We start from the raw sequence: 21,566 nt of genomic DNA, 5'->3' as shown, positions 1-21,566 counted from the left end.
GGCTGGGTTTTTGCTTGCACAACGATTCGATTGGGTGTCGATGGAAAATACCGACATGATTGCCGAGAAAGAGGTCAAGAGCTGACCACAATGAGTGGGACGGTGCGCGCCATGAATCACAGGGAACCGCCGCCACAGTTGGTTGTCGCTGACGCGGCTGCTTGGCGCGCGTGGCTGGACGACCATGAATACTCGTCCGACGGGGTGCGCCTCGTCTTGGCGAAGAAGGGTACAACGGTCCCGACGTCGCTGTCGTACGCCGAAGCGTTGGAGGAGGCACGCTGTAACGGCTGGATCGGATGGGCGACGCAATTCAATCGACGCCCTCCCTTTCCAGCAGCTCTTCACTCACGGCGCGCCCGTTCCATCTGGTCGCGAAGGAACGTCGGAATTGTCGATGCTCTGATTGCGTCAGGAAGGATGCATGTACGGGGGCGTGCCGAGGCGGGCAGGGCGAAAGCCGACGGGCTCTGGGAGCGGGCGTACCCGCGCCCAGCATCTGCCAGTCGCGCTGACCGTATCGCGAAATAACCAGCCGGGGTCGTCAGGAAGGTCGAAAATCAACGCAGACCGAGGCTGTGTACTCATTCGACCAGCGGCATGACCTCGGCGCTGAACCGCTCGAGCTGATCCAATCCGGCGCTCAGACATACCTTGGGCGAGATTTCCTTGCGGGTGCTTCCCGAAAGTGCACGCACTCGCAGTGCTATGTGAGTGATTCCCGAACCGGTGAATGCGCGGATCCGTTCGGCGACCTGTTCTGGTGTGCCGACGAGGTGGATTCCGTCATGGTCCTGCTCCGGTCGGATCGGTCGGTCTCGCAGGTCGAGCTCGCACAGGGTGGTGTAGCGGCGCGGTACCGTCGCGCGTCCACAGGTCGCAGCGTACTTCTCGATCTGTGCGATCGCTACTCCCGCGGCAGCGGGGTTCAGGTTTGTGCCGTGGAAGCCGTCCCCGTGGGTTGCGACACGGTGCAGGCCTCGCGCGCTGTTGCCTGCAAGCAGGATCGGAATTGCGGTGGCGGGGCGTGGCTCGAAGTAGAGCGGTCCGAACGAATAGAACTCGCCGGGGAAGCCGCGGGACGGATCGCTCCAGCAGGTTCGCAGGATGTCGATGAACTCGGCGGTGGCCGAACCGCGACGACGGTACCGGTTGCCGGCGCCGAGCGCGCGGAATTCGTTCTCCTGCCAGCCGGTTCCGATGCCGGCGAGTACTCGGCCGGGTGCGAGCAGGTCGAGGGAGGCCCATGCTTTGGCGACGATCACCGGATTGCGGTTGGCGAGTACCAGGACGGAGGTGCCGAGTTCGATTCGTTCGGTGGCCCCCGCTACGACCGATAGCGCAACGAGTGGGTCGACGGCCGGGGTGTCGAATGCGACGGGGAAGCGGCGGTCGGGATGGTCGTGCTCGGTGGTCGGGGTGAAAACCACGTGATCGCTTGTCCACACCGCGGTGAATCCGAGCCATTCGGCCAGCATCCCTGTGGTCAGGATCGATTTCCTCGAGGCGAGGGGGCTGAGGTTGGGGAGCTTGACCCCGAAGGTGATCGCGGTTGCGGTCACGGCGTGACCAGTCCGCTGATCTCGTCCAAGCGGACGACGGTCTCCACGTTGTCGGTGGGCACGTACTCGGTGGGGCGTGAGACACCGGAGGTCACAGAGTCGATGACGGGGACCGCGAGATCACTGACGGCGATCGCCTGTCCCGCATCGGAGAGGAGGAAGTCGACGAACAGTCGCGCCGCGTTCGGGTTGGGGGCGGTGTTGCTGATCGATGCGAGCATCGCGAAACCTGTGGTGTTGTCGGGTACGACGACTTCGACGGGAGCGCCGGCTTGTTTCACCGTGGATACGGTGCTGAGCGGGGCGGGTACGAACGCGCCGACTTCACCGGCCGCGACCTGCTGGATGGCGTTGCTGACGGAGTCTCCCACGGCGTAGTTCTGGATTGTCTGGAGATCGGTGAAGTAGTCCTCACCGAAGGTGTTGAGCCAGAAGTTGTAGACGCCGGCGGTGGCGACGCTGTTCTGTGGTGCCGCGACGAGCAGTCCGCGTTCGATGGGGTTGCCGGTGGCGAGGTCTTCCCACGTCGCCGGGGGCGTGCCGGTGATGAGGTCGGTGTTGTAGGCGATGCCCCAGGGTTGTTCGAGAATCGGCACGGAATTCTCGGTCTGGTCGGCAGTGTCGACCCGGTCGAGGTTGGGGATCTGTGCGGGGTCCAACGATGCGAGCCACTGGTTGTCCGCCGCGGATTCGACGAAGACCGGGTCGGGTTGCCAGAGGACGTCGGCTCCTGATGATCCGGCTTCGGATTCGGCGGCGAAGCGGGCGTTGAGGTCGGCGCTGGCCTGCCGGACCACCTCGACGGTGATGGAGTATTCGTCTTCGAATGCGTCGGCGAGGCTTTGGGTGAGTTCGGCGTTGTACGCGCTGTAGATGACGACGCTGCCTTCCTCTTGTGCAGCGTCGACGACCGCGTCGTACGTGTCCATCGCTTCGGTGGGGCTGTCGACGCCGCTGTCGCCGCACGCGGCGAGCAGAAGGGTGATGGTGCTGAGCGCGCCGGCGAAGCGGAGTCGGAGTCGGGTCGGTGACGACATCATGTGTACCTCTCTGGGGGTGGGCTGGTCGATGCCTATCGGCGTCGACTCACGAATCGGACTAGCGAGAGTGCGGCGAGTACGAATACGACCGAGATCAGGCTGAGGATGCCGGCGAGCGCGGCGAGTTGTGCGTGGTCGCCGCCTTCGTAGAGGTCGACGAGGGTGGATCCGACAACCGGGTTCCGTGAGCCGGCCAGGATCGCGGCAGCGTTGACATCTCCGAGGATATGGACGAAGAACAGAATTCCGGCGGAGACCAGACCGGGTGCCATCAGCGGGAGTGTCACCCAGCGCAGCGTGCGGCCTTCGCTGTGGCCGGAGGTGAACGACGCATCAGTGAGGTCGTTGCCTACGCGGGACAGCGCGTCGGACGACTGCAGTACCGCCTGGTAGAGGTAGACGGCGATGAACGCGATCAGCAGCAGCCAGCGGGTGTTGCCGAGCCGGAACGGATCACCGGCGAACGCGAGGACGAAGGCGACGGCCAGCACGATGTGCGACATGTTGCCGGGCAGCTTGAGTACGCCGTCGGCGGTCCGGGCGATCCATGATCGGCTGCTGTGCAGGTAGAGCGCGGCGAACACGGCGGCGAGGACGCCGATGATGCTGCCGACCGTGCCGAGCCACAGACTGTTGGCCAGTGCTTTGCCGGCCGGACCGCTGCTCGAGAGAAGCGCCCGGTAGTTTTGCAGCCCGAGTTCGTCCCATTTCACATCCGGGGTCCAGTATTTCTGGACCGAGACGAAGAGGATCGCGGTGAGTGGTACCAGCGACATGATCAACAGGTAGCCGAGCATGCCGAGGCGCGCGACGGTTCGCCAGCGTCCCAATGTGACGACTGCGTTCGAGTGTCCTCGAGAGGAGATGCGGGCGTAGTGTCCGCTGCGGACACTGCGGGCCTGGAGTATCCACACCACGCCGATCACCATCAGCATGACCAGCCCGAGCAGCAGGGCACTGCGGGTGTCCGGCGGGTAGGCGAATTTCATCGCCTGCACGATGCGGGTGGATACCACGTCGATCCCGGATCGGGTCCCGAGGATGCTCGGGACCGAATAGATGCCGAGGCAGACCACCGTGACGAGGAAAACTGCCGACAACGCAGCGGGTTTGATGGCGGGCAGCGTCACGGTGACGAAGGTGCGCAGCGGGGAGGAACCCGATATTCGTGCTGCTTCCTCGAGTGCGGGGTCGAGAGATCGCAGCGACGCGGCCAGGGGCAGATACGCGTACGGAACCATGTAGGCTGTGTACGCGAGAATCACTCCGTACCAACTGAAGATGTCGAACGGGCCGCTGTCCATGTGGATTCCGACGACGCCGAGTCCGTCGCGGATGAGGACGTTGGCGAAGCCGCTGTTGGGTGAGAGCAGGAAGGTCCAGGCGATCGAACCGGCGATCGGGGGCACGAGTAATGAGGCGATGGGGAGCAATTCGCCGATGAGTCCGAATCGGGCATCGGTCCGTTCGTTCAGCCATGCGAGCATGCCTCCGATGGCGAGAGCCAGGGGTCCTGCCACGGCCAGGATGATGGTCGTGTTGGTGATCGCCGAGCGGGTACGGGGATCGGTGAAGACGCGTTCGAGGTCGCTGAGTCCGATCACGTCGCCGTCGAGCATGAACGTGCGCCAGACCATGATGGTCAGCGGATAGAGCAGGAGCGAGCAGAGGACGAGGGTGACGAGGGCGGTGAGTGCGTGCAGTGGTCGGTGACGTAGTTGCCGAGACCAGCGCACATGCCGCGGTGGTCTTCCGGGGGTAGGAGAGCTGTCGGCTGGGGGCGTCGGCGGGGTTCGGTCGGTGAGCGGCGGCGCGGTGCTCATCGGCCGTCCTGTCCGGTGACGGGGGCGAATTCGGAGCCATCCATGAGCCAGCAGTTGGCCGGATCGAAACCGACCCATACGGTGGCACCGAGGTCAGGTGTCGGGGTGTCGCTGGGACGCCACACCTCGACCGTGTCTCCGTCCAATTCGATGTGGATCCGTACTTGGGCGCCGCCGAAGACGACGCTGCTGACGGTGCCGGAATGCCGGTTCTGTCCCGCGGCGGGTTGTTCGTCGGAGATTCGGATCGATTCGGGTCGAACAACTCCGAGCACATGGCTGCCGGTCTCGAATGTGCGTGTCGACACGCCGAGCATCGGTCCGAGTGCCGATTTGAATTCGATTGTGTCGCCGTCGATGCGGGTTACGGGTCCGTCGAACTCGTTGGTGCGTCCGACAAAGTTCGCGACGTAGCGGTTGGCCGGTTGCAGGTAGATCTCCCGAGGGGAGGCGAGTTGCTCGACGACTCCGTCGCGGAGGGTGGCGATCCGGTGCCCGAGTTCCATGGCTTCGGTTTGGTCGTGGGTCACGTAGAGAGCCGCGAATCGAAGTTCTTGTTGCATCTCGAGGAGGTCGCCGCGGAGTTGGTCTCGGACCTTGGCATCGACGTTGGAGAGGGGTTCGTCGAAGAGAACCAGATCGTTGCCCGCGACGAGGGCACGTGCGAGCGCGACCCGCTGCTGTTGTCCTCCGCTGAGTTGCCCCGGATACTGCTGGGCCAGATGCCCCACCCCGACCAGGTCGAGCACGTGCGACACCTGGGCGGTGACGGTCGCGGCGTTCAGGCGACGGCGGCGCAGGGGATACGCGACGTTCTTGAACACGGTCATGTGCGGCCAGAGTGCGTAGCTCTGGAAGACGACGCTGACGGAGCGTCGTTCGGGTGGGGTCAGTACGCCACGATCGGAGGAGAAGACGGTGCTGCCGCCGATGTCGATCCGGCCGCGATCGGGTTGTTCCAGTCCGGCGACACACCGCAGGAGGGTGGTCTTGCCACAGCCGCTGGGGCCGAGCAGCACCACGAACTCGCCGGCGTGGACTTCGAGGGAGATGTTGTCGACGGGAGTGATCGTGGCGCCGTCCCGGCGTTGGAAGCTTTTGCTGAGATTGCTGATCTCGACCACCGCCGGCCCGGCGGACATTGCTGTGTCCATGGTCGGGGCACCTCGATTCGGGTCGCCTGATGTGATGAGAGGCAACATATTTGAGGGTTGACCTGGGTCGATATGGTGTTGTGCCGACCAGTGGGATCCGATCAGCCGAGCGAGGTCGCAGTCAGGTCCGCGATCAGATGCCTGCGGATGACCTTGCCGGTGGGGGTGCGGGGGAGGTCGTCGACGAACACGACGTCGTCGGGGGTGCGGGACCCGCGTACTTGGGCTCGTGTCCAGGACCGGATGTCGTCGGAGGTCGGAGCACTACCGGTTACCGGTATCACCGCTGCGACGATGCGTTCGCCCCATTCGTCGTCGGGGAGACCGACCACGGCGACATCGGCGACATGCGGATGGGTGAGGACGGCGTCCTCGACCTCTGCGGGCGCGATGTTCTCTCCGCCGCGGATGATCGTGTCGTCGGCGCGTCCTTCGATGAACAGGTAGCCGTCGCTGTCGAGGCGGGCTCGGTCGTTGGTGGGGAACCATCCGTCGCTGTCGAGCACCGATCCCTGTTCCAGGTACTGCCCGGACACTTGTGCCCCGCGGACCCAGAGCAGGCCCGTATGTCCGGGTGCGGCGGGAGTGCCGTCCTCGTTGCGGAGCGCGACTTGGATGCCGGGAACGGGACGTCCCACGGAGGTGAGCCGTGCGTGGAGGTCGGGGTCGTCCGAGGCCAGTGCTGCACGGTGATCGTCGGGGCCGAGGAGTGAGATCGTCGAACTGGTTTCGGTCAATCCGTATGCGTTGACGAAGCCGGTGTCGGGGAAGGCGACCAGGGCGCGTTCGAGGACCGGCAACGGCATGCGGGCGCCACCATATGCGAGAGAACGTAGTTCGGGGGTGCGGGCGAGTTTGCCGTCGAGGTGGTCGACGATCCTGGTGAGCATGGTGGGAACCACCATCGCGCTGCTGATCCGCTCGGTGCGGACCTGTTCGAGCCATGCCCGGGGGGAGAAATCGTCGAGGTGGACCATGCGACGTCCGGCGTAGACGTTCGTGAGAATCGTGCCCATACCGGCGATGTGGTACGGCGGGGTGCTGATCAGTGCGGCATCTGTTTCGTCGGCGCTGCTCAGGTCGACGGTCTGCAGTACGTAGGAGGCCAGGTTGGAGTGGGTAAGCAGCACGCCTTTCGGGGCCGAGGTGGTGCCGCTGGTGAACAGAATGACGGCGACCGCATCCTCCTCGACTTCCGCGGGGGTGCTCAATGGTTCGACGGTCGTGAGGCGGGAAGTGAACTCGCCGGTGGACAACGTGGTGATGTCGGTACCTGTGAACACGGGCAGGTAGCTGTCGTCGACTACGACGACCGGTCGGTCGAGGCGCTGGACGAGCGCGAGGAGTTGGTCGTCGGGTAGCCGGTAGTTCAACGGTGCGAGGGGGATTCCCGCCCACGCGGAGGAGAAGGCCAGTGTCGGCAGGGCCGGCCCGTTGGTGCCGATGAACACGACTGTATGGGCGCCGAGGTCGGTGAGGACCCGGCCGCCGCGAGCGGCGTGGTCGTTCAGTTCGAGGTAGGTGGTGCTGTAGCGCAGGGGGCCGACGGCCGCACGGTCGGGGTGGGCGGCGAGTGCCATGTCCAGGATTGTCGTCAGATTCATGTGGGCCTCCGGAGATGTCGGGGTTGGGCCATGAAAAGGAAAGTTTGTCGAACAGTTCTATCTAAACATAGACATGTTTAGAGGTTTTGTGTACGTTTGGCTCAGCCGTAGATGGGGCGGCATGACTTTTCCTCGTGGCGCGTGAGCCACCCGTATCGATGAGGACAGTGCGATGGCCTGGGATTTCTCCACCGACCCTGATTTCGAACAGAAACTCGTCTGGATGCGAGAGTTCGTCGAACGGGAGATCCTCCCGCTCGAGACGCTCGGTGAGCGCTTCCGGGGCCGCGATGGGCGGGCCGGCTATCTGCGCCTCGTGCAACCTCTCAAACAGCAGGTCAAGGATCAGGGGCTGTGGGCCGCTCATCTTCCCCCGTCTCTGGGAGGGGCCGGCTACGGTCAGGTCAAGCTCGGTCTCATGCACGAGATCCTCGGACGCTCACACCTGGCGCCCTACATCTTCGGCAACAATGCCCCGGACTCCGGCAACACGGAACTACTGGCGTTGGGCGCAACCGAACGCCAGCGTAAGGATTACCTCGAACCGCTTCTCGCGGGTGAGCTCACCTCGAGCTATTCGATGACCGAACCCGGTGCTGGTGCAGATCCGAAACTGATGTCCGCCACGGCTCGTCTCGACGGCGATGAATGGGTGGTCGACGGACACAAGTGGTTCATCACCAATGCGGCGCTGGCCGATTTCCACATCGTCATGGTCCGAACCGAATTCGGCGACGATGTCCGCCCGCACAAGGCTTTCTCGATGATCCTGGTGGACTCGGATACACCCGGTCTCGAGGTCGTCCGCAACATTCCGACGATGGCGGAGCCGGACGTCCGCGACGACGATTACGGCGGCCACGCCGAGGTAATCTACCGCAATGTTCGTGTGCCCGAATCGAATCTGATCGGCGAGCGCGGCGGCGGATTCGCGCTCGCGCAGGGTCGCCTCGGCCCCGGCCGGATTCACCACGCGATGCGGTGGGTGGGTCAGAGTCAGCGCGCGTTCGACATGCTCTGCGAGCGTGCAGTGAGCAGAACTGCGCACGGCTCACTCCTGCGCGACAAACAGATGATCCAGGACTGGGTCGCCGAGTCGTACGCGGCGATGCAGGCCGCGCGTCTGCTCACGTTGCGGGCGGCGTGGCGGATGGATCGCCTCCACGACGAGGGGCGACCGTACAGCGACGCCCGACTGGATATCGGCTTGATCAAGTTCTGGGGCGGCCGTGTCCTGTACGACGTCCTCGATCGCGCGATCCAGATCCACGGTGCGCTGGGCTATTCGTCGGATCTCCCGCTCGAGTACATGTACCGGCGTGCTCGTGCCGCGCGTCTCTACGACGGCCCGGACGAGGTACACAAGGTCACCGTCGCCCGCCTGCTCATGCGGGAGTACGAGCCGCGTGAGGTTCCTACCGAGCACGTACCCACCCGGCGGGTCGACGCCGAGGAGAAGTTTGCCGACCTCCTGGACCAGGTTGCGCTCAACGCATGAGACGTTGATGGGTGGGACGAGGAATCGATGCGAGGAGTCGCGCACATGAAACACCCCACCGGAGTCGAAGGCGAACGCGTACGGCGCGGCAACCGGACGCTACTGAATCCGCTGCCGCGGAGGATGCGTCCGCTCAAGCTTGCCGAGGTGCTCTCGCGGGAGATCGTCGAGGAGATGCTCGAGGACGGAGTCGAGCCGGGGGATGTGCTGCCCTCCGAGGTCACGATGATGGCGAAATACGGGGTGGCCCGAACGACGCTGCGTGAGGCATTGCGAATACTGGAAGCCCAGGGGCTCGTCGTGGTCAAGCAGGGGCGAGGTGGTGGCCCGGTCATGGCGGCGGTGGATGCCTCCGATCTGGGGCGCACGTCGGCGCTCTACTACCGGCTCGCCGGCGCCACCTATCGAGAGCTGGCCGAGTCGAAGGTTGCGCTCGAACCGTGGCTGGCCGATCTCGCGGCGCGGCGTTCCGATCCCGAACAGGCGCGCAGTGCCCTGACGGCCACGTTCGGTGGTGCCGAACCGGTCGACGACGCGGTGCAACCGCGCGGGATCTGGCGTGCGACTCCGCAGTTCCACGAGACGGTCTACGCACTGAGCGGGAACCTCGTGCTCAGCACGTCGGCGAGCGCGATGTCGGCGATCTTCCGTGAGCAGGTGCTTGCAGCGATCGATCTCGCGCCCAAACACGACGACTTCTTCGACGCGCATCGCCAGATCACGGACGCAATCGTCGAGGGGCGTCCCGAGGACGCCCATCGGCTGTCTCTCGAACATCAACAGGACATCAACGACTACTGCGAAGCGCGGGTCCCCGAACTCCTCGACCGGGTCATCGAATGGCGCTAGCCGCATCGGTGTCGCGGTAGGAGGGCATGCGCTTCCGCAGCACGTCGAGAAGACGAGAAGGAAGGCACAGCTATGACTGCACCACTAGAAAAGGACATCCAGCAGGACTTCCGTGAGGCGATGGCCTCGGTCGCGACACCTGTATCCGTGGTGACCACGACCTGGGAGGGTGAACACTACGGGGCGACCGTGAGTGCGTTCTCCTCGCTGTCCATGGATCCGCCGATGGTCCTGGTCTCACTCGACAAGCGCTCCGCGCTTCTCACCGCAATGCGGTCTGCGGGCCGGTTCGGGCTCAACATCCTGGCGGCTTCCCAGGCCTCCACGGCGTCGCGGTTCGCGTCCGGTCGTGGAGTGGGGAAGTTCGAGGGGGTCAAGTGGCGACCCGATGCGGGGCTTCCCCGGATCGACGGGGCCCTGAGCTGGCTCGCCTGCGACGTGGTCGAGGTGGTCGAGGGTGGAGACCACCTCATTGCGCTGGGTGCGGTGGCGTCTGTGGAGGCATGTGAGGGCTTTCCGTTGACCTATCACCGGAGAGTGTTCGGTACGCACCTCGCGCTGTAGAAGACGGAACATTCGTAACCGGTAAAAGTTTCTACCCGCAATAATTGCTATGGAGAACAAGGTGTGGTCTTCTCTATGTATGGCCTCCGTCACATTCACCCAGATTGAGAATCGCGACACTGCAGTTGCCGGTGTCCTCGATGCCTGGGTACGCGCTGCTAGGGCATTCGCTTCCGCAGGGGTGTATCCCGTGGCAACCGGAATCCCCGGTGTCCGGCTCGATCGTCCCGCCTTCTCGATGCTCCGCGAGCTCGACCAACGCGGGCCGCGTCGGCTGGGAGATCTGGCGTCGGCCACCAATCTCGGTGTGTCCCATGCCAGCCGCCAGGTGGAGAACCTCGTCCGGGAAGGGTTGGTGGAGCGCACTGTCCCGACAGGCGACCGTCGCGTGACGATCCTGGCGGTGACGCCGGAAGGTAGCAACGCCGTATGCAAGATCGAGGAGCAGTTTCGGGGCTTGATCACCGACCGTCTGTCGAGCTTCGATGAGCAGGAGATCATCGACTTCGCAACCCTGTTTCAGCGTTTCGCCGGCGAACTCGTCCTGTGGTCCTGCGACGCGCCGCCCGGAGGTGGACGGGAGGCGATCGACGGGTAGCAGAAGCCGCGCCCGCGCGGCAATGTATCCGCTCTTCCGGTGCCCTGCTTTCAGATAGCGTCCGTCCAACGATTTATCCACGTGCACAAGCCATCTCGAATATCGATGGCTTGACCCACAGTCCAATCCGCATATTCTATGCATATATCGAAGCAATGTTAATGATTACCTAGGAGTGGTCATGACTGTCTTGCAAAACACCCCTGAAGATTTCGAGCTGGACACCGTTCCGCGTCGCTCGGGCGGGCACCGATCGGTACTCGGGCGCGCCGCGGTGGTGATCGACGCATTCGACGACGGCCGTGCGCTCTCGCTCGACGACCTGACCGCACGGACCGGCCTTCCTCGCTCCACGGTGTACCGGCTCGCCGAACAGCTACGCGATGTCGGCTGGATCGAACGAGTCGCGGCCGGTTACCGAATCGGGTTGCGTCTCTTCGAGGTCGGCGGTCTTGCCGCCGATGCCGCGCGACTGCGCACCCAAGCCTGTACATGGCTGTTCCAGGCACAGCAGCAGTGTGGCCAGATCGTGCACCTGGGCATCCTGGACGGTGATGAGGTCGTCTACATCGACAAGGTCGGCCCGGCCCGTAGCGACGTACCGACCCGTGTCGGTGGCAGATTGCCCGCCCATCACACCGCGATCGGTAGGGCACTCCTGTCCGCGCAGCCGGAGAAGACATGGAAGCGCATCGTCGCCCAAGCGGCGTCCATGTACACCCGCCCGGGTGCGCACAGCCTGAAGTCGATTCTCGAGACCGCGCGGCGTACCGGGATTGCAAGCGACTTCGGCGACACCGTCAGAGGGCTGGCATGTGTTGCTGCCCCGATTATCTCCTCGTCGGGAGTGGTCGGCGCGGTCTCCATTACCGGCTCGATCAGCACCAACCGAGCGACGTTGCAGACGCATGCCCGTGTCGTCAAACAGACGGCCGAGTCCATCGCGAGCTGCTTGATTCCCGCGGTCCCGGCAAGCCGCGGTGGCGGAGTCCGAGGCGTCGGCGAGCTGGCGGAGCCGCTACGCACCGATCTGGCCGGCTGACACATCCTCGGGTGCTTTTCGCGCCCCCGACATCTCGATTCACTCACTCTCGTTCGGAGGTTCGCCATCATGGTTTGTCCTTCTGGTTCCGTGTCGGTCAGCCTGGATGCCCAGCTGGCCGAATCGTTCCGCAGGGGCGTCGAATTGCCCGAGGATTGCGGAATCGACATCGCAGACGACCGGTTGTGGTTTCTGTTCCCGGAGTCCGATTTCGTGGTGCAGAGCCGGCCTGCAGCGCAGATCAACGTCGTCCACCTGTTCTTCTCTGTGGCCGTCCGTGCCCCGGAGCCGTCCCTCGAGACGTGGTGGGACAAGTGGTCGAGGACTGTCGATCGCCGCGACCAGGTCGAGGTGGCCAGGCGTGAGGTTCTGGCCGGCCGGAATATGATCCTGCGCATGCTCGAAGAGCGCTTCGGTGACGACGCCACGATAGCGAATCTGTACTACGCATAGGCGTTATGTGTACCGGCGTCATGTGAGCCGGTCTCGGTGGCCGCATGTTCGGCCACCGAGAGCGAATCAGGCGTGGTGGCAGGCGACGTAGTGGCCGTCCTCTACTTCACGCAGTAGCGGTTCCTCCTCGGCGCACCGTTCCGTGGCAAGTGGGCAGCGGGTCCGGAATCGGCATCCCGACGGTGGGTTCAGTGGTGACGGAAGATCACCCTCGATCTGTGGAGTCGGCTCGGTATCGGCCCGGCGAACGTCGGGGTCGGGAATCGATGCCAGCAGCAGACGTGAGTACGGATGCCGTGCCCGATGTTCCATCTCGCGGCTGGGCGCGATCTCGCACACTTTGCCCAGATACATCACCATCACCCGGTCGCTGATGTTCTTCACCACGGCCATGTTGTGGGCAATGAAGATCATGGTCAGGTCGAACTCGGTCTTGGTCTGTTCGAGCAGGTTGAGGATCTGTGCCTGCACAGAGACGTCCAGACTGGACACCGGTTCGTCGCAGATCAGTACCTTGGGCTCGAGCATCATCGCCCGTGCGATGCATACGCGCTGGCACTGCCCACCCGACAACTCGCCGGGCAGACGGTCCCATACCATGTCGGGATCCAGCCCGACTGCGTGCAGCATGTCGCGCCCCCGCTTCTCGAGCGCTTCCCGGTTCTGCCGCCCCCACATCCGGGGCCCCTCGGTGACGAGGTGTTTGACCTTCCGGCGCGGGTTGAGCGATGAGATCGGGTCCTGCATGATCATCTGCATCTTTGCCCGGATCCTGCGCAGTGCAGCCGGACTCAGCGTCGTCAGCTCCGTCCCGTCGATCGCGACGCTACCCGTTTTCGGGGTGGGTAACTGCATGATGGCCCGACCGGCCGTGGATTTCCCGCAGCCGGATTCTCCGACGATTCCGAGGGTTTCGCCGGCCAGCAGATCGAAACTGATCTCGGATACCGCCTGTACCTTCTGATGACGGCCGACGGGAAACTCGACCACCAGGTTCTCGACGGACAGCACGGGACCGTCGTCCCTGCGCAGGTGTGCAACTCCGCTACCGGCCATCAGATTCTCTCCACTTCCAGCACGCGATCGTCGACATCTGCGACGTGGGGCATTCCGAGATCCGCCGTGCCGGAGCCGTCCAGAGGGAAGTGGCAGGCCACTTCGTGTGGAGCGGTCGCCGCGGCATCCGAGGATCGTGTCAAGGCGGGTACGGTCAGGGTGGGCACGACTTCCCGGCACGTCTGCTGCGCGTACTTGCAGCGGGAAGCGAACGCACATCCCTCCGGAGGTCGCGTCATGTCGGGGAGGCCGCCGTCGATGGATTCGAGTCGGGTGTGAGGTTCCTGTTCGAGGCGGGGGACCGCCGCGAGCAGCGCCTCGGTGTAGGGGTGCCGTGGGCCTGCGAACAACTGCTGGGTCGGAGCGGTCTCGACGATGCGGCCCGCGTACATCACTGCGACCCGGTCGGTCTGCCCGGCAACCACTCCCAGATCGTGGCTGATGAGAATGCCCGCCATGTCCATGTCGGAGCGCAGCGACTCGAGCAGTTCCAGGATCTGCTTCTGGACCGTCACATCGAGGGCTGTCGTCGGTTCGTCGGCGATGACCAGCATCGGGTCGCATGCCAGGGCCATCGCGATCACCACGCGCTGACGCATCCCACCGGACAGTTCGTGCGGGTACTGGTCGATGCGCCGGGTGGGTTCGGGGATCCGGACCTTGCGAAGCAATTCGATGGCCCGCTCACGAGCCTGCTTCTTGTCGAGTCCGAGATGGGCGCGCAGTGATTCGGTGAGGTGCGTTCCGATCTTCTTGAACGGATTGAGCGCCGACATCGGATCCTGGAACACCATCGCGATGTCGTTGCCCCAGAGCTTCTGTTGCTCCTTGCGGGTGAGGGTCTGCATATCACGGCCCTCGAAGAGCACCTGTCCCGTGACGGAGGTGTTGCCGCCGTGCGAGACGAGTCCCATGATGGTCTGTCCCAGAACTGATTTCCCCGATCCGGATTCGCCCACGAGTCCCAGTGTCTCGCCTGCCCCGAGTTGGAGGCTGACCTCCTCGACTGCTCTGAGCCGGCCTCGCTTGGTGCGGAACCGTGTGGATACGTCGTTTACCGTCAGTAGCGGTTCTGCGCGTGTCACAGTTTCACCTCCCGGGTGCCGCCGGTGCGCTTCTGCGCTTTCTCGCCGACGATGTTGAGTGAGAACACCGTCAGGAACAGGAACAGACCGGGAACCCACACGATGTACGGATGTTGCTCGAAGACGGTGCCCTGGCCCTCCGAGATCATGTTCCCCCAGGTCGGGGTAGGGGGTTGGATTCCCAATCCAAGGAAGCTCAGTGACGCTTCCGCGACGATCATTGCCGAGATGAGAACCATGCCCATCGAGGCGAGGGGAAGGACGACATTGGGTGCGATTTCCCGCAACATCACCCGCAGCCGGGTGGCGCCCATTGCTCGGGCCGCCAACACGAACTCGCGTTGCGCGAACACCAGCGTGTTGGCCCTCGCAATCCGCGCCATGGTGGGGATCGCGAGGACGGAGAGCGCGAACGAGATGTTGCGGAGGTTCGGTTCGAGGACCGATGCGAGCGCAATGAGGAGGATCAGCGACGGGACGGCGAGCAGCGAGTTCGTGAGCACGCCGACGACGCGGTCGACCTTGCCACCGAAATAGCCGGCGACGATACCGATCGCGCCACCGATGATCATGCCGAGAAGAACTGCGGAGAGCGCGACCACCAGCGAGTATCGGGCCCCGTAGATGGATCGGGCAAGCATGTCGAGGCCGAAGTTGTTGGTGCCGAGCGGATGCACGGAGAAGAGGGCGGGCGGGGAGTAACTCGGCTCGGTGAGTGTCTTGGCGGTGTCCTCGTGCTCGGCGAACGGCAGGAGCGGAGCGAGTGCGGCCACTGCGATCAGCACGGCCAGCCACGTGCAGGACAGGATGAAGGTCAGGTCGAAGTCGGATCCGAACCGGGCCAGTCCGAGTCTGCGGAGGCCCATGTAGAGCGCTGCCAGGGCGGCCAGGATGACGAGCACGCGGGCCATCGTGATGAGCAGGGGGCTCAGGCCGATGGCCAGAGCAATCACACCCGCGGCAGCGAGGGCCGCTCCCACGCGGTACAGATTTCGGCGTTCGTCCGCGTCCGACGACTCCACCGTGTTCTTCGGGAGCGTGTCGTCCGGGGGGAGCCGGGTGCCTACGGGTTTTTCGATGGTCGTCTCAGACATGGGCTCGTCGGCTCCTTGGGTCGAGGTATCCGTAGGAGATGTCGATGACTCCGTTCACCACGACGTAGATCGCGGCGATCACCAGTACGGCTCCCTGCACCATCGGAATGTCTCCCTGTTGTGCCGCCCGGACGATGAGTGAACCCATCCCCGGTAGCGAGAACAGCGTCTCGACGATGACGGTGCTGCCGATCATCGAACCGATGACGACGCCGACCATGGTGATGAGAGAGAAGGACGAGGGCCGGAGCGCATCGCTGAACAGCAACCGGGCGTTCGACATGCCTTTCGCCTTCGCTACGAGGATGAAATTTTCCTTCAACGTCGACACCAGGTCACTGCGCAGGATGCGTGTGAACATCGCCATTTCGAGCAGGCTGATGGTCAAGGCGGGAAGGAAGGCGTGATAGAGGTTCTGGCCCAGGTAGTCCGAGATACGTACCCACTGCGATCGTGGGAACCAGCCGAGGTAGTTGACCATCACCATGATCAGCAGTAGGCCTGCCAGGAAGCTGGGGATCGACAGGACACCGAAGGTTCCGGCGCTGATCACGCGATCGATCCAGCCGCCCTGGTGCCGGGCGGAGTACATCGCCAGCGGGATCGACACTGCGATGGCGATCAGCAGACCCATGATTGCCAGCTGCACGCTGACCGGAAGTGCCGCACCGATGCTGTCGGTGACCGCGCCTTGCGGTGGAACCATGGAAGTGCCGAGATCGCCCTGCAGAGCCCCCGACAGCCATCCCCAGTATCTGGTGAGGAACGGGTCGTCGAGGCCCATCGCTGCGCGGGCCTGTGCGTACTCCTCGGCCGAGCGGCCCTCGCCGAGAACGGCTACCGACGGATCGCCCGGGATGAGCGATACGAGGGCGAACGTGCCGAGACTGACGATGAAGAGCACGACGACCAGTTCGATCACCTTCTCGATCACTGTTCGCGCCACCGTGTCACCGCCTCCTTCCTCTGTTCATGAGTGTCCGAAGCTTGCTTTCGGCGGGATACGAGATATCCGGTTGCTCGTAATGAATCGCAGATCACCACCTGACCGGGAGTGGATCGAATGTAGCTTTCGGGATCGGGTGGATCGGGCGCTCAGGTCCCACTGAATGGCATCGATTTCCTCGGGCCCCGAATGGGATGCTCCGTGGACTCGGGTGCGGGGCGACGACCGTGTGTCGCGCGGGCGCCGAAGAGAGATCTGCGTGCTGCGGATGCGCCGGGCGGCGATGAGGTTTCCGGTAGCTGCGCCGGGCGGCAACCGGGCGGGCACTGCCCTGCCGAGCGCCGACCGTACCTGCGGTGCTCGATGAAACTCCTGGTGAGCGCCATCTTGGAGGCCGGGTGGTCCTCCCCGGTACGGGTGTTCCGGCGGGGTGTCCGTCGCATGCGCCGCGGACCGCGTCCTGCGATGGTGACGGCGGTGCGCGGTGCCTCCGTGTCCGGAACCGTACCCAATGGCCTGCGGTCGCGCCGGTGCCGGCCACGCGATGTCGGACACGGTCGCGGTGCGGACTGTGCGAGCGCACCGCTGCGGGGGGTAGCTCGGGTGTTGTACGCAGGGGTGACGATGCGGTACGCATTGGCGACACCGTTGTACGCATTGTCGGAATGAACCGTATCGCCAGGAGCCCGTGATATCGGCAGTCCCTCGCTCCCTCAGCGGCGGCCCAGCTCGGTAACGAAGATCGCGTGGCCGTGGAATCGAATATCTGTGAAATATAGAAATACTTGTGGCGCAACAACATTGATGGATAGAGTCGTCGGCGTCATGAGCTGGGCGCGCGGCGTAGTTCATCGACGCAGGATCGGCGGCAGCGCTGTCAGGGCACGGGCCGATCGTCAACCTAGGAGGTTGTTCATGAGCAGGTACTCGAAGAGAGCCGGCCGAATACTGGCGATGGTCGCGGTCGGTGCCGTTGCCCTCGCCGGTTGTGCCACGACCGGCGGCTCCGACGATTCAGGTGGAGGCTCGGAATCCGAGCCGAAGGATCTGGCATACGGCATCGTCGGAGACCAGGAGGAGCCCGGAACGCCGGTGCAGGGCGGCACCCTCACGTTTGCCGGTCTGGCGCCCGTCACCAACCTCGATCCGACGCTGACGCAGGCCACCGGCTCGACAGGCGGCACCGAAATGGCAGCTGTGTACGACATTCTGATGCGGTATGACATCGAATCGCAGACCTTCGAACCTCAGCTTGCGCAGACGATGGAGGCGAGCGACGATCACCTGACGTGGACGATGACGCTGAGAGATGGCATCACGTTCAGCGACGGCACTCCACTCGATGCCAATGCGGTCGTCGCCAGTATCGACCGGTACAACACTCAGGGGGGCGCGCACTCGCAACTCTATGAGAAGGTCGTGACGAGCACTGAGGCGGTGGACCCGTCGACCGTCGTGTTCACCTTGAACCAGCCGTGGCGAACCTTCCCCGCCATGCTGTCGTACGGGCACGGAATGATCGTGGCACCGACTGCACAACAGGGCGATACGTTCACCCCGATCGGGGCCGGCCCGTTCACGGTGGTCAGCCTGCAACCGCAGCAGGAGCTGCAGCTGGCGGCCCGCCCAGACTACTGGGGTGGCGCTCCGAACCTCGACGGTCTGAAGTTCGTCGCCATCGCCGGCGACCAGCCCAAGATTGATGCACTCCGCACAGGCGGGATCGACATGGCATACGTCAGCAACGCCGAGACGGTGGATGCTGCCCTGGAGGAATTCCCAGGCTATGCGGAGGCATTGAGTCTGAAAATGGTCGGCCAGCTGAACGCCGCAGAGGGGCGCCCGGCCGCGGATCCACGCGTCCGTCAAGCAATCGCCTACGCTGTCGATCCCGAGGTGCTCGACCAGCGCGTGCGTGAGGGTAAGGGAATGCCCGGCACGGAGATGTTCCAGTCGTGGTCGGAATGGAACAGCGTTCCTGGAATCGAACCTTCTCCGGAGGAGGCCACGCGACTGCTGGACGAGGCCAAGGCCGACGGGTATGACGGCAAGATCACGTTCCTCAGTGTCAATAATCCTGACTCCCAGGAACTGGCGCTGGCGGTACAGGCCCAGATGAACGCCGTCGGATTCGATACCTCTGTGGAGTACGCGAGCAGCACCACCGACCTGGTCAAACGCCGCTACGTGGATCGCGACTTCGACATGAGCTTCGGCGCATACAGCCTCACGGATGTCGACCCCGAAATCCGCCTGTACAGTGCGCTGTACAGCGATTCCACGAACAACATCATGAGTTACACCAATCCGGAGATGGACCAATTGTTGACGGGCGTGCTATCGGCTCCGGACGATGATGCCAAGCGTGAATCGCTCGGTGAGGTGCAGAGCCTAATCAATACCGACCAGCCCTTCCTCGTCTGGGGCGCCGGGGTGGCCTTCGTTCCGTGGGCGCCCGACGTTTACGGTGTGACCCCCTCCACCGATGGAATCATGCTGCTCGACGAGGCATTCATCGCGAACTGACACTAAGCCCCTCGACGAGACAGTCCCGGTCACTTCGGTGGCCGGGACTGCCTCGTTCTACAGCCGTTTCGGAACTCGATGTCACGGGGTGGGACAGACCTGGTGAAACCGGCCCTCCTCGACTGCTACAACTCACGTGTAACCGATCCACAGACATCTCGCCGAACCCGGAAGGAGGTCGAAATAGCCGATGAACAATCATGATTCACCGACAAGCAGCCAACACGGGTCGAGTCGTGGCTGGCCGCGGATCGTCGACTTCTCAACCCATTTCAGTGGCCCGATGGCGAGTCGTGCGCTGGTACACCTCGGTGCCGATGTGGTGAAGGTCGAGAACCCGGTCAGGGGAGACGGCAATCGGCAGGTCGGCAATCCGTTCGCAGACGCCTCCGATGTGCACCACGCACTCAATGCGGGCACCCGCAGTATTGCACTCGACCGGCGCTCTGCGGCGTGGCCGCTCGTCGTCGACGCTCTCGCCCGATGGGCCGATGTCGTGATCGTGGGCGCCCGTCCGGAGGATGCCCGCAAGCGCGGCGTGGACGCCGAGACGCTCCTGGGCAACAACCCGGGACTGGTGTACTGCTCCGTAACCGGGTACGGCGACGACGGCCCGTGGTCACAGATGCCCGCCCACGGCCTGCAGCCCGATGTCATGGCGGGTCTCGTCGAGGTCGAGTGGCACGACGGGATGCCCCGGGTGCCGTCCTCGTACCATGCCCACGGCGCGGCCCTTGCTGGAATCTGGGCGGCCCTGGGGATCCAGGCGGCACTCCTGCGGCGGCTGCGTGGAGAGCCCGGCCAGGTTGTCACTGTCTCCCTCTGGGAAGCAGCTCTGTCGTGGATGTGGCGAGAAACCCAGGCGGGACTCAACAATCTGCCTTCCCGCCCCGCGTTCCAGGCGATGGGTTCGCGCTATCGGATGTATGCCTGCAGCGATGGGCGCGTGTTATTGGTCTGCCCCATCGAACGTAAGTACTGGGAACGATTCGTGGACATCGTAGGTCTCCATGAGTCCTATCGAAAGATCGGCTCGTGGGAGCGTGGCGCCGACTACGGGGCCGACCGTGACGACGAAACCATAGTTGTTGCAGCGGCTCTCGCTACCCGCCCGGCCGACGAGTGGGAAGAACTTTTCGCTGCCTCCGGAGTTCCTGCAGCGATGGTGCGTACTGTTCGGGAGGCGGTCGATACCGACCACGCCCGGCACCTCGGCGTGAGTAATCCTGTGGTCCTCGCTGAGGGAATCTACACAGCCCCTTTGACTCCAGTAGCCGTCGTTCCCGTAGACGGCGGATATCCGGGTATCGAGACGATGGCTCGTCGCCGCCGGGAACGGGGGGCCGGCCTCACGGCAGCTCCGGAACTCGGCGCCGATACCGCAGACGTGCTCGACGAACTCGGACTACAGGACCTGGTCGCAGAGCTCGAGACCGCGCCTGCCCATCGAGCCAATTAGCTCCGTCTGAACCAACCAAGGAAGAAGGAAGGTCAATGCGCAAACTGTTCAGCGTCGACGATCACATCGTCGAACCGCGCGACACCTGGACTTCGCGGGTTCCCGCGCGGTTCAAAGACCGTGCCCCACGTGTTCTCGAGGACGAGAACGGTGCCGAGTTCTGGATGTACGAAGATACTCGGCACACCTACTTGGGCCTCAACGCCGTCGCTGGCAAGCCTCAGGAGGAGTGGGGCAGGGAGCCCATGCGATTCGAGGACATGATCCCGGGTTGCTATGACGCGGCTGCTCGTAAAAAGGACTTCGAGATGGCCGGAATCATGTCGAGCTTGAGCTTCCCGACGCTGCCGCGGTTCGGTGGTGCTCTGTTCATCGGCTTCCAGGACAAGGAACTCGCAGATTACTGCGTGAAGGCCTGGAACGACTTCATGTACGACTGGCACCTCGTCGCCCCCGAGATGTACGTGCCGATGGCGATCATCCAGCTCTGGGACATCGAAGCTGCGGTCAAGGAGATCAAGCGCAACCTTGCGCGTGGCTTCCGGGCGATCACTATACCGGAGGAAGCGAGCAACCTCGGTCTCCCGTCTTACTACACGGATTACTGGAACCCGATCTGGGAAATCTGTGAGGCCGAGGGAATTCCGGTTTGCATGCACATCGCGTCCAGTGGATGGAAGGCGTTCCGTCCGGCGGAATCGTCGCCGGCACTCGAGATCGCCCTGAGTATGACGCAGACCATCACTCACGCCGTCGGCATGATGTACGGACCGGTAGCCCGCAAGTACCCGAAGATCAAGCTCGTGTACTCCGAGGGCGGCATCGGCTGGGTTCCGGTGACGCTGGAGCGCGCCGACCGTCAATACGGCCTGCACAAGTACTGGGGAGACCTGGATCAGAGCCTGACCCCGTCGGAGATCTGCAAGCGCAATATGTGGTTCTGCATGATCGACGAGCCGTACGGTCTGGCCAATCGTCATGAGATCGGTCTGGACCGCATCTTCTGGGAGTGCGACTACCCGCACGCGAACTGCATCTGGGATGAAACTCAGCCGACGGTCGAGGAACTCTTCAAGGATGTTCCTGACGACGAAGCGGAAATGATTCTCTACAAGAACGCAGAGAAGATGTTCAACTGGACGGTCCCCGAGATTCCGGATTGGGTTCGCGACGCCCAGATCCCGACCTTGGTCTCGAAGTAAGAACGGAGTAT

At 63.8% G+C, this 21,566-nt stretch carries 18 protein-coding genes; 9 read left to right on the top strand and 9 right to left on the bottom strand.

Annotated elements, in window-relative coordinates; translation table 11 throughout:
• Positions 1–584 precede the first annotated feature (584 nt).
• From ACSYG9_RS04880 to ACSYG9_RS04860, 5 genes are all read right to left on the bottom strand, one after another.
• The gene (locus ACSYG9_RS04880; protein ID WP_440126071.1) at positions 585–1,562 is read right to left on the bottom strand and encodes a TIGR03619 family F420-dependent LLM class oxidoreductase; all 978 of its coding nucleotides are present in this window, start codon (positions 1,560–1,562) and stop codon (positions 585–587) included.
• Positions 1,559–2,602: an ABC transporter substrate-binding protein gene (locus tag ACSYG9_RS04875; RefSeq protein WP_440126070.1), complete on the bottom strand. Its 1,044-nt coding sequence runs from the start codon at positions 2,600–2,602 to the stop codon at positions 1,559–1,561. The genes ACSYG9_RS04880 and ACSYG9_RS04875 overlap by 4 nt, the downstream gene beginning before the upstream one ends.
• A gap of 32 nt (positions 2,603–2,634) precedes the next feature.
• Positions 2,635–4,425, bottom strand: a complete 1,791-nt coding sequence (locus tag ACSYG9_RS04870) for an ABC transporter permease subunit (RefSeq protein WP_454841406.1) — start codon at positions 4,423–4,425, stop codon at positions 2,635–2,637.
• On the bottom strand, positions 4,422–5,579 hold the full coding sequence (locus tag ACSYG9_RS04865; RefSeq protein WP_440126068.1) for an ATP-binding cassette domain-containing protein: 1,158 nt from the start codon (positions 5,577–5,579) through the stop codon (positions 4,422–4,424). The genes ACSYG9_RS04870 and ACSYG9_RS04865 overlap by 4 nt, the downstream gene beginning before the upstream one ends.
• A gap of 101 nt (positions 5,580–5,680) precedes the next feature.
• Positions 5,681–7,183 (bottom strand): AMP-binding protein, encoded by a 1,503-nt coding sequence (locus tag ACSYG9_RS04860; RefSeq protein WP_440126067.1) that lies wholly within the window; start codon positions 7,181–7,183, stop codon positions 5,681–5,683.
• A gap of 172 nt (positions 7,184–7,355) precedes the next feature.
• Here ACSYG9_RS04860 and ACSYG9_RS04855 point away from each other — a divergent pair, with 172 nt between their 5' ends.
• From ACSYG9_RS04855 to ACSYG9_RS04830, 6 genes are all read left to right on the top strand, one after another.
• Positions 7,356–8,681 (top strand): acyl-CoA dehydrogenase family protein, encoded by a 1,326-nt coding sequence (locus ACSYG9_RS04855; RefSeq protein WP_440126066.1) that lies wholly within the window; start codon positions 7,356–7,358, stop codon positions 8,679–8,681.
• A gap of 45 nt (positions 8,682–8,726) precedes the next feature.
• Positions 8,727–9,530, top strand: coding sequence for an FCD domain-containing protein (locus ACSYG9_RS04850; protein WP_440126065.1), 804 nt, complete (start codon positions 8,727–8,729; stop codon positions 9,528–9,530).
• Positions 9,531–9,602: 72 nt separating this feature from the next.
• Positions 9,603–10,094: a flavin reductase gene (locus ACSYG9_RS04845; RefSeq protein WP_440126064.1), complete on the top strand. Its 492-nt coding sequence runs from the start codon at positions 9,603–9,605 to the stop codon at positions 10,092–10,094.
• 190 nt (positions 10,095–10,284) lie between these two features.
• Positions 10,285–10,692 (top strand): MarR family transcriptional regulator, encoded by a 408-nt coding sequence (locus ACSYG9_RS04840; RefSeq protein WP_440126063.1) that lies wholly within the window; start codon positions 10,285–10,287, stop codon positions 10,690–10,692.
• 181 nt (positions 10,693–10,873) lie between these two features.
• Positions 10,874–11,734, top strand: a complete 861-nt coding sequence (locus ACSYG9_RS04835; protein WP_440126062.1) for an IclR family transcriptional regulator domain-containing protein — start codon at positions 10,874–10,876, stop codon at positions 11,732–11,734.
• A gap of 90 nt (positions 11,735–11,824) precedes the next feature.
• A complete protein-coding gene (locus ACSYG9_RS04830; protein ID WP_440126061.1) occupies positions 11,825–12,187 on the top strand; it encodes a hypothetical protein in 363 nt (120 codons plus the stop codon).
• A 66-nt stretch (positions 12,188–12,253) separates the two neighbouring features.
• Here the strand turns inward: ACSYG9_RS04830 and ACSYG9_RS04825 are convergent, their stop codons facing one another.
• The 4 genes from ACSYG9_RS04825 to ACSYG9_RS04810 are packed head-to-tail and all read right to left on the bottom strand — an operon-like array spanning position 12,254 to position 16,368.
• Positions 12,254–13,243 (bottom strand): oligopeptide/dipeptide ABC transporter ATP-binding protein, encoded by a 990-nt coding sequence (locus ACSYG9_RS04825; protein ID WP_440126060.1) that lies wholly within the window; start codon positions 13,241–13,243, stop codon positions 12,254–12,256.
• Positions 13,243–14,328 carry an oligopeptide/dipeptide ABC transporter ATP-binding protein gene (locus tag ACSYG9_RS04820; protein ID WP_440126059.1) on the bottom strand — a complete coding sequence of 362 codons (1,086 nt, stop codon included), beginning with the start codon at positions 14,326–14,328 and terminating at the stop codon, positions 13,243–13,245. The genes ACSYG9_RS04825 and ACSYG9_RS04820 overlap by 1 nt, the downstream gene beginning before the upstream one ends.
• Positions 14,325–15,422 (bottom strand): ABC transporter permease subunit, encoded by a 1,098-nt coding sequence (locus ACSYG9_RS04815; RefSeq protein WP_440126058.1) that lies wholly within the window; start codon positions 15,420–15,422, stop codon positions 14,325–14,327. Before ACSYG9_RS04815 ends, ACSYG9_RS04820 begins: the two co-directional genes overlap by 4 nt.
• Positions 15,415–16,368, bottom strand: a complete 954-nt coding sequence (locus ACSYG9_RS04810; RefSeq protein WP_440126057.1) for an ABC transporter permease subunit — start codon at positions 16,366–16,368, stop codon at positions 15,415–15,417. The genes ACSYG9_RS04815 and ACSYG9_RS04810 overlap by 8 nt, the downstream gene beginning before the upstream one ends.
• Positions 16,369–17,193: 825 nt before the next feature.
• Between ACSYG9_RS04810 and ACSYG9_RS04805 the strand changes: the two genes are divergently transcribed.
• From ACSYG9_RS04805 to ACSYG9_RS04795, 3 genes are all read left to right on the top strand, one after another.
• Complete coding sequence (locus ACSYG9_RS04805) at positions 17,194–18,894, top strand: ABC transporter substrate-binding protein (protein WP_440126056.1); 1,701 nt, start codon at positions 17,194–17,196, stop codon at positions 18,892–18,894.
• A gap of 283 nt (positions 18,895–19,177) precedes the next feature.
• Positions 19,178–20,353 (top strand): CoA transferase, encoded by a 1,176-nt coding sequence (locus ACSYG9_RS04800; RefSeq protein ID WP_454841404.1) that lies wholly within the window; start codon positions 19,178–19,180, stop codon positions 20,351–20,353.
• A 35-nt stretch (positions 20,354–20,388) separates the two neighbouring features.
• A complete protein-coding gene (locus ACSYG9_RS04795; protein ID WP_440126054.1) occupies positions 20,389–21,555 on the top strand; it encodes an amidohydrolase family protein in 1,167 nt (388 codons plus the stop codon).
• The last annotated feature ends 11 nt before the right edge of the window (positions 21,556–21,566 follow it).

The organism is Rhodococcus sp. SJ-2, assembly GCF_053750035.1.
The sequence above is the reverse complement of the archived record's forward strand: the minus strand, read 5'-3'. Positions and strand labels throughout refer to the sequence as shown.